General features: G+C 56.3%; 11 protein-coding genes. 4 read left to right on the top strand and 7 right to left on the bottom strand.

The features are described from left to right. Positions 1–2 precede the first annotated feature (2 nt). The 3 genes from NK8_RS31810 to NK8_RS31820 form a co-directional block, all read right to left on the bottom strand. Positions 3–953, bottom strand: a complete 951-nt coding sequence (locus NK8_RS31810) for a xanthine dehydrogenase family protein subunit M (protein ID WP_213232209.1) — start codon at positions 951–953, stop codon at positions 3–5. After that, complete coding sequence (gene paoA / locus NK8_RS31815) at positions 950–1,615, bottom strand: aldehyde dehydrogenase iron-sulfur subunit PaoA (protein WP_213232210.1); 666 nt, start codon at positions 1,613–1,615, stop codon at positions 950–952. Before paoA ends, NK8_RS31810 begins: the two co-directional genes overlap by 4 nt. A gap of 72 nt (positions 1,616–1,687) precedes the next feature. After that, the gene (locus tag NK8_RS31820) at positions 1,688–2,674 is read right to left on the bottom strand and encodes an aldo/keto reductase (protein ID WP_213232211.1); all 987 of its coding nucleotides are present in this window, start codon (positions 2,672–2,674) and stop codon (positions 1,688–1,690) included. Between the two features lie 414 nt (positions 2,675–3,088). Here NK8_RS31820 and NK8_RS31825 point away from each other — a divergent pair, with 414 nt between their 5' ends. From NK8_RS31825 to NK8_RS31835, 3 genes are all read left to right on the top strand, one after another. Then, a complete protein-coding gene (locus NK8_RS31825) occupies positions 3,089–3,442 on the top strand; it encodes a cyclophilin-like fold protein (protein WP_213232212.1) in 354 nt (117 codons plus the stop codon). A 420-nt stretch (positions 3,443–3,862) separates the two neighbouring features. Beyond that, positions 3,863–4,060 (top strand): aldo/keto reductase, encoded by a 198-nt coding sequence (locus NK8_RS31830; protein WP_301549910.1) that lies wholly within the window; start codon positions 3,863–3,865, stop codon positions 4,058–4,060. Between the two features lie 77 nt (positions 4,061–4,137). After that, positions 4,138–5,322, top strand: coding sequence for an arabinose transporter (locus tag NK8_RS31835; protein ID WP_213232213.1), 1,185 nt, complete (start codon positions 4,138–4,140; stop codon positions 5,320–5,322). A 355-nt stretch (positions 5,323–5,677) separates the two neighbouring features. Here NK8_RS31835 and NK8_RS31840 read toward each other — a convergent pair whose 3' ends face one another. After that, complete coding sequence (locus NK8_RS31840) at positions 5,678–6,586, bottom strand: LysR family transcriptional regulator (protein ID WP_213232214.1); 909 nt, start codon at positions 6,584–6,586, stop codon at positions 5,678–5,680. Between the two features lie 357 nt (positions 6,587–6,943). On the opposite strand from NK8_RS31840, the gene NK8_RS31845 reads away from it, so the two are divergent. Beyond that, positions 6,944–7,927: an NAD(P)-dependent oxidoreductase gene (locus NK8_RS31845; protein ID WP_213232215.1), complete on the top strand. Its 984-nt coding sequence runs from the start codon at positions 6,944–6,946 to the stop codon at positions 7,925–7,927. Positions 7,928–8,061: 134 nt separating this feature from the next. On the opposite strand, the gene NK8_RS31850 is transcribed toward NK8_RS31845, so the two are convergent. From NK8_RS31850 to NK8_RS31860, 3 genes are all read right to left on the bottom strand, one after another. Continuing rightward, positions 8,062–9,411 carry an MmgE/PrpD family protein gene (locus NK8_RS31850; RefSeq protein ID WP_213232216.1) on the bottom strand — a complete coding sequence of 450 codons (1,350 nt, stop codon included), beginning with the start codon at positions 9,409–9,411 and terminating at the stop codon, positions 8,062–8,064. Between the two features lie 205 nt (positions 9,412–9,616). After that, positions 9,617–10,708 (bottom strand): ABC transporter substrate-binding protein, encoded by a 1,092-nt coding sequence (locus NK8_RS31855; protein ID WP_213232217.1) that lies wholly within the window; start codon positions 10,706–10,708, stop codon positions 9,617–9,619. A gap of 238 nt (positions 10,709–10,946) precedes the next feature. Then, complete coding sequence (locus NK8_RS31860) at positions 10,947–12,005, bottom strand: amidohydrolase (protein ID WP_213232218.1); 1,059 nt, start codon at positions 12,003–12,005, stop codon at positions 10,947–10,949. Positions 12,006–12,108 lie beyond the last annotated feature (103 nt).

The raw sequence follows: 12,108 nt of genomic DNA on the forward strand, positions 1-12,108 counted from the left end.
GATCATCCCCTCGCTTGCGCCATTACGTAGGCTATCGTCCGCTCGACCAAGGCCATTTTGAACGCGTTATCGTGCGTCGGACGCGCTCCGTTCATAAGCTCCTGTGCAACTGTCTTGGCACCCTCGGACATCGCCGCATCCGCAGCTGCAACACGCCACGGCCTCGGCGCTACACCACCCAATGCAATCCGCCCACGACCGTCCTCGTGCACGACGGCTGCGACCGAGACCAGGGCAAACGCATACGATGCGCGATCTCGGACCTTCTGATAAATGTGCCGCCCACCGATCGGCGGAGGCAATGTCACCTCGGTAATGAGTTCGCCGGGCATAAGTTCGCTCTCGACATCTGGCGTGGTGCCTGGCAGCCGATGGAAGTCGGCGATCGGTATCACCCTGGTTTGGCCATTGGCTCGAACGGTTCCGATGGATGCGTCCAAAGCGCGCAATGCCACAGCCATATCGCCTGGGTTCGTTGCGATGCAGTCAGAACTCCCGCCGATCACGGCCAACTGGCGACTGAACCCGCTGATTGCCGCACAACCTGAGCCTGGTTGCCGCTTATTGCAGGCTTGATTCGGATCGTAGAAATATGGACAGCGCGTGCGCTGAAGCAAGTTGCCGCCCATTGTCGCTTTGTTCCGCAATTGACCCGACGCACCGGCAACGATCGCGCGCGCAAGTACCCCATAGTCCCGTCGCACCCTCGGATCGGCAGCAAGCTGGGTATTTGTGACCAGTGCGCCGACACGAAGACCTCCGTCAGCGGTTTCCTCGATGCGGTCGAGACCAATATGCCGAAGGTCGACCAGATGAGCCGGCGTTTCTATCTCGAGCTTCATAAGATCGATCAGATTGGTGCCTCCGGCAATGAATTTCGCGCCCTGTCGCTGCGAAGCGATCGCAGCAGCCTCGGCGGGACTCTTCGCTCGCTCGTAGGTGAACTCTTTCATGCCCGGCTCCCCGCCACTTCGGCCATCGCATCGGCGATATTCGAGTAGGCGCCACAGCGACAGATATTGCCGCTCATTCGTTCGCGCATTTCCACGTTGGTGGCCTCAACGGAGGCTGTCAGGTCGCCGGTCGCGTGGCTGGGCACCCCAGCCTTGATCTCGCTGAGGACGGCAACCGCCGAACAGATTTGGCCCGGCGTACAGTATCCACATTGATAGCCATCGTGCTTGATAAAGGCCGCTTGCATTGGATGAAGGTGGTCCGGCGTGCCAAGCCCTTCGATAGTTGTTATCGCGTCACCCTCGTGCATTACGGCAAGGCTCAGGCAAGCGTTGATGCGGACTCCATTCACGAGGACGGTACACGCGCCGCATTGCCCGTGGTCGCACCCCTTCTTGGTACCGGTAAGAAGGAGGTGCTCCCGCAAGGCGTCAAGCAAAGTAGTTCGCGGGTCGAGCTCAAGTGCTTGAACGACGCCATTCACATTTAAATTGACGCGCATATGCTTTGTCGTCAGCGCCGGAGAATCTCCGTTTAATGGACCGCCGATTTGTTTTTGCGCGTTTGCTGTCCCAACAGGCAGCATCGGGGCTACAGCTGAGACTGCCCCCACGATAAGCAGATTTCGTCGCGTCGGATTCGGTTGGCCGGATTCGTCCATAGGTCGTTACTCCTTTTGCTCTTTAGACAGTCCGTCTTGAGCGGGATTGTCGAGAAGATGATGCGCCGCGCGTTACCATGCATAAGCTTCTGGCGCTTCCCCTCCGGGACCTGGCCAGATCTCGTCCAGGCAACGAAGGGTGTCCTCAGACAGGGAAATGTCAACGGCTCGAAGTGCGAGCGACAGCTGGTCTGGCGTACGTGGACCGACAATTGGGGCGGTGACTACAGGATTGTGGAGCAGCCAGGCTAGGGCAATGTCGGCTGGACGCTCTTCAAGGTCGGCGCACAGCGCCTCATACGCCTGCAACTGGTCGTGATATTGGCCAATTCTCCGAGCCATTTCGGGCTTTGCGCGGCGACCATCGAGCGCCCTCCGGAGCACACCTCCCAACAGTCCGCCACCCAAGGGGCTCCATGGAAGTAGTCCTACGCCATGGTGACGACAAGCTGGGATCAGCTCAAGTTCGATGGTTCGCGCAGACAGGTTATATAGACTCTGTTCCGCGACGAGTCCCATGAAGTGGCGCGACTGCGCCGCCGCTTGGGCAGTAGCAACATCCCAGCCGGCAAAATTGCAGCTTCCGACGTAGAGCACCTTTCCCTGTTGGATCAAGACGTCCATGGCTTGCCAAACCTCCTCCCATGGCGTGCGTCTGTCGATGTGGTGCATCTGGTAGAGGTCGATGTGATCAGTCTTCAGCCGGCGCAAGCTGTCCTCGCATGCCTTTCTGATATGAAATGCCGACAGTCCGCGGTCATTCGGTCCCAGTCCCATCGGCTGGTAGACCTTTGACGCGAGTACGATTTGATCGCGTCTGCCACCTTGGGCGATCCACCGACCAATGATCTCTTCCGAAAGGCCAAAGCCCTGTTTCATCTGCGGAGACTGCGGTCCACCGTACACATCGGCGGTATCGATAAAATTGACGCCGAATCCCATCGCATCGTCCATGATCCTGAAGCTGGTCGACTCATCCGTCAAGTCGCCCAAGTTCATGGTTCCGAGGCACAGACGGCTAACCTTTAGGCCGGACCGTCCGAGATGAACATATTGCATTTCAGTTCCGCCCCTTTCTTCCTGCACGCCTCTATCAGCGACGTGTTGATCCGAATCGATTTACTGGCCGATTCCTCGGCGCGGTCGACCTACACGGCTTGCTGAATCCCACCGCACTTTCGACTAACTTTAACGGGAATATCTCAATCTGAAAGCCGGCCTATGTAGCATGCACTTGTGAGAATTCGCCAACAAACGGGGACGGCACGGAGACTGACCGGTATTAATTTGGCTCGCCAGGGCCGTCTGTGTGGCCGTCGCAGGCTTTTGTGAATCTTGCTCACAACAACATTGGCACGAGGGCGGCTAACCCAGTTGCAGCAATTCGGCTACAGTTCCCACGTGCCCGCTGCCGGACAGTCTTGCAACACGGCAACATGGGTCGGCCAGTCAAATCGCGAGCAAGGGATAGTCGTGAAGATCAGATTTGTATTGAATGGCACGCTTGTGACCGGGCGCTTGGACGACAACGCTACATCGCGCGACTTTGTAGCCATGTTGCCGCTGCCTCTCCGGCTGGTCGACTTCGCGGCGACGGAGAAGATTGCTTACCTCCCAAGAAGGCTGAACACGGACGGAACACCATCAGGAATTGTCCCTTACGCGGGCGACGTTACATATTACGAACCGTGGGGAAACATTGCAGTTTTTCACAAGGACTTTCGGCATTCGCCGGGCCTTGTGAAGCTTGGGCGTCTCGATTGTGGCTTGGAAGAACTGCGTACGACCGGGGCATCGGACATACTCATCGAACGGACAGACGACTAACCCGTAGCCAGCAGCATTTGACTCGACTGACAATGTCCGATGAGTCCTCGTCCAATCGTGCGGTCCGCTCTTTTCTTGCAAGCTGTTCTTGGCCGGTCAAGATGGAGCACTCCGACCTTAAGAGCGATGCCACAAGGGCGAAACAGACGAACCGCCTCGGCGTTATGCGCGTTGGACAGCGTTGATGTGTTCTTCGCGGGCGCCCGGGGCGCAATCAACGACCAGGTCGATGAAACCTATCGCCTGACTTAGAGCAGGAGTCCTTATCTCGCAGCCAAGCTTGATGAGCGGGTTCGCGTAACGACCATCAACATTTTGCCTGCCCACTGAGGTGGAAACAGGCGAAGGCGCCAGCTTGGCCAAGGATTTGAGATTTCGGCACCGTCCCTATCGCGTGAGGCTAACCAAGCCTTTGTTGATCTGCTTCGGAGCGTCGTGGCCCGCGATGGCGCAACGGCCGCCGACGTAGAAATCGCATGGTTGCTGTCCCGTAAGCCTTGGATCGTTCGATTGTTCCGCACACGCAACGTGGAACGCTTTAAGGAGAACCTGGGCGCACTATCGGTTGTGCTCGCAAACGACCAACTCAGTGAAATCCAAGGGGCACTGCGGCGATAGCAGTCGAGGGAGCGCGTCACCCGGAAGCGATGTCGAGGCGCTCGGGCTTCTAATGGTCCGCAGTCTGAGGAGAATACATGTTCGTGATACCCCACCGATCCACATCATCCACCAATCGATCGCTGCTGTCGCTGATGGCATGCGTATTCACCGTGTTCTTAGTTACAGGAGCCGCTCTACCGGCTCTTCCACTACATATTCATGACGGCCTTGGATTTGGAACGTTCACTGTTGGCCTCGTCTCCGGTGCTCAATTCGCGGCATCGTTACTTTCGCGTCTGTGGTCGGGCAGAATCTCTGATCAGAGAGGTCCGAAGTACGCCGTGACGGCAGGACTTGTCATGGCAGCGCTCGCCGGTCTGCTCTATCTTGTCTCATTGAAGGCCATCAGTAACGCGCTAATTTCCATCGCGATATTGATAGTGGGTCGTGCTTTGCTCGGCGGCGCCGAGAGTTTCATCATGACCGGCGCTCAAAGCTGGTGTCTAGCCCTTGCCGGCCCGGGCAACGTCGGGAAAATGATTGCATGGATCGGCACGTCAATGTTTGTGGCGTTGGCGTTCGGTTCGCCACTTGGAAGTTTTCTTTTCAAGAGCTATGGGTTTGCCTCGATTGGTTTAGCGACCTCCGTCGGTGCAGTCTTTACGCTCGTTTTGATCACTCCTATTCCCGCCGTCAAAGTCAATCCACAGAGCAATAGGGTCGTAGCTACGGTGTTGAAAGCCGTTTGGCTGCCTGGCATGGGAATGGCCTTTTCTAGCCTCGGTTACGGCATAGTGACTGCGTTCGCCGTTCTTCTTTTCGTCCAACGAGGTTGGCAGCCAGCTTGGCTATCATTTACTGCATTCGCCGCAGGTCTGATCGTCGCCCGTGCTTTCCTCAGCCCGTTGCCCGACCGCCTCGGTGGCGCAAGAACTGCGATGGTCTTTATCGTCATCCACAGTGCCGGTATGGCCCTCATTTACCTCTCGCCCGTCGCGTGGCTTGCGTTCTCAGGCGCTGCTTTGGCCGGATTCGGCTACGCGCTGGTCTATCCGGGGTTCGGAATGGAGGCGGTCGCGCGCGCCCCCACGGATGCACGAGGCCTCGCTATGGGTATCTACACCGCCTTCATCGATGTGGCGCTCGGCATATTCGCACCTGTTCTTGGTTTGCTCGCCAATCTGACCGGACTTGGCCCGATCTTTCTTATTGCGGCGACTCTTGCTCTTTGCGCTATTCCAATTGCGATCCGACTTCACGCGTCCCATAAATCGCGGTGATCTCGCCGATATGGGTTGGAGAGGACATATCCCGAAAGCCGGTCGCAAAGCATGTTGAAAAACCGCAAAACTGCCGAGCCTGAGGATGCCGGTTCTTTGACACCTCACCCGCGATAGGACTTTCCGACAGTGAACTCGACTCTAGTGGCGAGCAACGAACCACAATCACCATCTAATTGCACAGAGCGACGTCCTAACGACTGTCCACCTTGCGCTGGTAGACACCTGCGAAAATGCGCCGGAGATTTCCGGCATCCAACTGTCGGCGCAACGCACGCGTTTCCGCCCGTTACCGCTACGGTCCTACGGCCTCTCTGATTGCGCGACCGTCTTGACTGTCGACGTTGCGTTGCTGTCATAGTCCCAACGGCTTAATCTCTCGCACCAGATCAATCAGAAGGCGCAACCCCGTCGGCATTTGACGCCGGCTGGAATAGTAGATATGAAAACCGGGCTCTGAGGGTGCCCAGTCGGTGAGCACGAGCCGTAGCCGCCCATCGCTGACGTACGGCGAGACTAAGGGTTCAGGAAAGTACATGAGACCCACGCCACCTAGTACGGCAACTAGTCCTGTTTCAGCTTGGTCAACCGTAACCGAGGATGGAACCAATAAGGCGATCTTCTCGTCTCCTTGCTCAAATTCCCAACGATAGACGCGGTCATCTCCCAGACGGTTGCTAACGCAGCGATGATGAAGAAGGTCATTTGGATGAACCGGAGTGCCAAATCGATCGAGATATGTAGGCGATCCTGCAACGACCCATCGAATGTTCGCGGAAAGACGCTGGGCAATCATATCCTCGGGGACGGTGCCCCCATAACGAATTCCTGCGTCAAAGCCGCCCTCGGTCACATTCACCATGCGGTTGCTTGCAACGATGTCGAGTTCCACATCCGGGTACCGCTCAACGAACTCGGGAACTATCGGTGCGAGCAGTAAGGTCGAGGCTTCGACGGCGACATTGAGCCGGATACGACCAGCGGGCGCATCACGAAACCGATTCAGGGTCTCCAGCGCGACGTCGATCGCCTCGAAGGGCGTCTCTACCGTAGCCGCCAATGCGTCGCCCGCGCCCGTCAGGGTAACGCTCTTCGTTGTGCGATTCAGGAGTCGAACTCCAAGGCGATTCTCAAGGCCCTTCAGAGCATGGCTCAGGGTTGAAGTAGTCACCCCAAGCTCAATCGCAGCGCGACTGAAGCTTTTATGACGTGCAATAGCGAGAAAGTAGATGAGATCTGCTACATCGGCGCGATTGATCTGCATTTCCTGAACATTCCTTCAGTCGATTATCTGATATTTGCCCTCTGGTGGCGCAGCCTAACGGACGCTTGCAAGCGCCGCACGATTCCCCGAGTGATTTTCCAAACGCGCCAACGGCCCCCTCCATAAAAAAGATTCGGTCTGCTCCTCAAACTGCGCGTGCTACCGCTCTCCAGGCGGGCCTACGTCTCAGCGCCCGAAACCGGCCATGTGGGCTGCACTCGACAAATAGTGCGATTCCTCCCCTTAACGAACCAACAACCAGCAATGTTGAAACTTGTCTCACATTATCGTACATTGTTATTCGAATTTAACCAGTCCAGCACATCGGGAAGGTCATCTCAAAGAGAGCGCTAAAACATGAACATCCTCGTGACCGGAGGCTCGGGCTTCCTCGGATCGTACGTTATGGCCGCCCTTGAATCGAGGGGGCATAAGGCGCTCAACTTCGACTTGGCGCCACCTCAGCCGGACCTCCTTAGTTTGTCACGCACCGGATCAGAGACTTTCAGATCTGGCCAAATCGGTGACTATGATCGTCTGTTGGAGATCTGCCGGAACGAGGGAATCGAGTCTATCGTCCACGGCGCCGCGTTGCTGGGTCTCGAGCCTTCGCTGCACAGGCAAAAGGAATTCTATGCAACCAACGTGATGGGCTTCGTGAACGTCTGCGAGATAGCCAGAGCGCTGGGGTTGAGAAAACTCATACTGGTGTCGAGCAACGCCGTCTATCACGCTAGCTCCAACGCGAAGCTTTTGGAGACGGACGAACCGTTCTCCATCGTTCGCGGCAACCCGGCCGCGCACTACGGCACGTCGAAGATGGCTGCAGAAGCAATCGGGATGGCGTACGCACAGTTTCACAACGTCGATTTTCTCGCTATTCGCGTGACAGCAGTTTACGGCTTCGGGATGCGCAGTCCGATCCACATTAAGCCGATGGTCGAGAATTCCTTGCTCGGCAAACCTACCCGATTCGAGACGGGTGGAAAGATGAAGAGAGACTATACATACGTATTGGACTGTGCGGACGCCATAGCCACGGCAGTCGACGCTCCCGCGCTCCCTTTTGGCTCCCAGCGTGTTTTCAACGTCTCCGCAGGTAAGGTCTGTACGGTTTCGCAGGTCGCACAGATCGTGCGGAGTGTGATCCCTGGTGCGCAAATCGAAGTCGGTTCCGAACTGACCGCATTGGAAGAGGCCAACCTAAAGATGCGCGCTCCGCTTGACAACGGATGCGCCGAAAGGCATCTAAATTGGAGCTCGAAATGGACGATTGAGGAAGGGGTCAGAGATTATGCCAACCGCTTCTCGCACTTCGCTCAGCATGGCCATTCAGTGTGATTGCCTAGATCACAAATCTTGAGATTGGCGGCCCGCGTTTGCATTCACGAGAGACCGCCTATGTGTTCACCATTTTACGGCAAGACGACGTATCTGCCAGCGCCCTCCTCTTTCAGTCTAATAGCCGTCAAGTGCTAACGCAGGAGATTCAGTAGAGCCGATGCGCTCTCCACCTGACGAAAGGTCCGAACTACACCAAGGCTTGCCTGGATATTGTCTGCGGAGATATTTGCTCTCCCTACAAGCGTGCGATATTTGGCCTCAACGTCGATCCAGTCGATCCCCAAGATCGCGGCACCCTTCGGGGCATAGACGGTTGCTGACGTCCTTTTTCCGTCTTTCGTCACAATAGTCACGCGCGCCCCGCCTTTGTATCGATCGAGATCACTTGTCGGCGGAGCAACCATACGCACCCTATCCAAAAGCATGCGAATCCGGGGGTCGGTAATTTTATCTGCGGAAGCATGGATCCAGGAGAAGTCGCGGTCTGCCACTCCAGCAGCGGCGAAGAATATGGCGCTGTGGGCCATTCCGATGAGATCCGTTGGATTGTGTGGATTGGCAAAGCCAGCGTAGCCCGGCCTTGAGATCTCAATAAGCTCGACTTCCTCGGGTTCAACTCCAGCGTCTCGCGCAGCTTTCGCTGCCGCTTCGGCAACTCCGTGGTGGGGATGCCCCCCCGGCACAAGCTTGATGCCCATCTCTGTGAGAATATTCCACCTGGATCCGAAGTCGTTCGTGATAAGAGATGCGTCCGCGTCTCTACCGAAGCAGTCGAAGAATCCGAGTTTCATCTCGAACAGTTCACGCTCAACTGTAAAGCCTCGTGCGGCCGCCAAAGCAGCTTGAACACCCGATGTGGCCGCCTGTCCCGCGTGATACTCTCGGGCCACACTCGTATCGGCGGCTGCGTTCAGTCCGCCAACTGAAGTCGCGGTAATTAAAAGTGCCTGGGCCGTCTTGTCTACCGAGAGTCTCATGAGTCGGGCTGCCGCAGCAGCGCCAGCGAAAGCGGCGATGATACTTCCATGGAAGCCTTTGTCCTTGAAAGTGCACTGCATCACAGTGCTAATGCGACCCGCCGTCTCGTATCCAAGAACGATCGCCGCCACAATCTCTTCGCCGCTTGAACAAAGGCGCTCGCCGACGGCCAATGCACTGGCGCAAGCGGTTGTCCCTTGGTGGACAATGTTTCGCAAATCGCTGTCGTCCGACGCGGCGGCATCGCTCGCGACGGCGTTCACGCGCGCGGCGGCCGCTGCCGGAAGCCGCACGGAGCCGTCGAACCATATCGTCGACTCTGGCTTACCCCCACGGTCAATCTCCAGTTGTCTGATGATGCTTGATGACGATAGATTGAATCCGACCGCGGCGCTCGCAATCGTGCTGGCGATTAACATTTCGCCGTAGTCCTTGGCTAACGAAGGCAGATCTTCAAACTTGGATTCTGTTATGAACTCGCCCAATCTCAACGCTACAGTCATATTTCATTACTCCGGTCGGAAATCAACTACATCCTTAGTTTCATACTTGAGTATCAAACAGCCGCCTACTGAGCGAGAGCGAAAGACTCATGACGTCTGCAAGCAGACCATAGCCACTCTCATTAGCGTCGGAGCCCTTTTCCGTTGACTGTTTATGACTCGATGCCGGCTTTGGAAGAATCGCCGGCGACTCGACGCGACCAGTTCAAGCAGACGCCTTCCAACCGATCTTCTTTACTGCCTGGTCAACAAAGCGCATATCCAATACCTCATCGAGATGCAACGCTTTTGGATCGGACACTCCCGGCACCAGCTTCATGGTTACCCAAGCTTCGAGGCTCTGCCTTGTAACGTAAGGGGACTTAAATTGAGACCAATTTTGCTCCCATACAGATGCCCATACCGTCGGCTCGACGGTTGACGAAAACTGCGCCTTATACAAGGCCTCGCCTGCTTCTTTCTTGTTCTCAATGACGTAGCGTAGGCCTCGCGTATCTGCCCGTACGATGGCAGCGTACAAGTCTGGATTCTGCTCAACGTCCGCGACCCGCGCTTCAATCAGGTGGCCAGCAAGTGATTTGAATCCTGAGATTTCATCCTTGGAAACTGAGAGGAAGAACACCGCCCCAACGCGAGCGGCTGCAATGCTTGTCACTGGAGGCGTCGCGACCATTGCGTCAATCGTGCCGTTCGCCATAGCTGCGATCATATTCGACGTCGATTGAAGGGGAACGATAGTTGCGTCCGAAGCCGGGTCGAGCCCACTTTGCGCAAGTACCTGTCGTGCGCAATAGTCGGTGATGCTGCCTGGAGACGTGACGCCACAACGCAATCCCTTGAAGTTCTTGACCGTCGAGAGTCTCTGACCCAGCGGAGTGCTGTCACCGGTGATCGAATGCTTGGCAGCGTAAGATGGTGACACCATGAAATAAAGCTCGTTGAATGCGCTCTGGGCCATCAAGATCTTGAACTTCTGCCCTCTCGCAGTTGCGGCAAGAAGCTCGCCGGGCGCAGTGTAATAAGCATTCCCCGCACCCGAAACCAGAGCGGTCATTCCTGCCGGCCCGCTGCGGGTGTAAATTCTCTCCAAGGTCAAGCCTTCCTCTTTGTAATACCCCATCGTCTCAGCGAGGAAGTGCGGAGCCCAGGCCAGCAGCGGTCCACCACTACCCATGAGCATCGTCAAGTGATCGCCCGCTTTCGACAGAGCAGCACGTGGCAGCGCGAGACTCGCGCCGCTCGCGGCCGCCATTGCTAGAAATTGGCGTCGAGATACCTTGAAATCATTTGTGTTCATCTGCAGTCTCCGTTGCAGAGTTGAAGGATTCGGGCGTGTCTGTGCGCCTTCTTTTTTCCGGTGATCTTAGAAACTATGGAGGCGCGATAATCCATTCAGCCCCTCAAGAACAAAACACCGGTGTGCTCTACGACCTAATTACGTTAAGCAATCCCCTTAGTTATCCGAACTCTCTAAGGTGCTCGATTATCGATCCAGGGCTGTCGGCTTACCGGTGGGTTCCTCGATGCAAAAAAGGTCAGCCGCGCATCGCCTCCCCGCCTAGTCGATATATGCGCGCCGCCGTATCATGATAGAGTGCCGCCTTCTCATCGACGGAGAATTCGTGTGTGATGCGTTTGAAGGCATTCCAAAGCTGACCGTATCCACACGACTGCTTGTCCACGGGGAAGTTGCTCTCGAACATGCATCGCTCCGGTCCGAATATCTCAATGCACTCTTCGACATACGGGCGCCATGCATTGGCCAACTCTATCGAAGATGGTGGGCTCTCGCGAACATGGAAATCCCATCCGTTATAAAGCATGCCGAGGCCGCCAATCTTTACTGTCAGGTTTGGAAAGCGTGCAAGCGAACGAAGATTGGACTGCCAAATCTGGAATACGACGCGGCGATCGGTATGCGGCGGAATGCCCAGAATGCCCCCCGCATGGTCCAGAACCACTGAAGTTTCCGGAAACGTGCAGAGAAGGTCGACGAGATCCGGAAGCTGATGATAGTAAAGCCAAGCATCGAAAGACAGGCCGAGGGACGCAAGGTGCGAAAATCCCTTCCGAAATGATGCTTCCCTCAGAAGGTGGCGAGGCCCAAACTTCCTGCCGTAGGCGGCGCTGCCACTGTCCCAAGTAGCCCCCTGCCTGATACCTCGGAGGCGCCCATTTCCGGCTCGTATCAATCGCTCGAGCACGGGCTCGACCGCGTCGCCCAAAAGCAAGTCTGCAAAGCCTACAATACCGTCGCAGACGCGCGTCTTTCCGTAGTACCCACTCGCGCTAGCCGCAGCTATCCCATTGGCGAACTCCACTTCTCCTATCGGCTTCATTGCCTCAGAGGCATCGACCCGGTACATCGTTTTGACCTGAACAAATACCGTCGAAACAATGTTGTGACCGGAGCGTAGGTCTCTCAGAAACTCGTCCAACAGATAGCGACCATGCCCGCCATCCCAAATATGGTGATGAGGGTCGACGATTCGCAGATCAGGTTCCAGGGCATCTTCGTGAACGCCGGCGAGCCAGCCATCTAAATCCCCGAGGGGCCGTGGAGTGTTGCCACGAAATTCCGGTACAAGTGTCATGTGACAAGGTTAAGAATTTTGGACAAGTCGCGCGAGCGCCGAGCATCTGAACAAGCAACGCCCTATTGCTGTCGCGTCCCAAGATAGTGAGCGTGCGCCTCCT

Source organism: Caballeronia sp. NK8 (genome assembly GCF_018408855.1).
GTDB lineage: Bacteria > Pseudomonadota > Gammaproteobacteria > Burkholderiales > Burkholderiaceae > Caballeronia.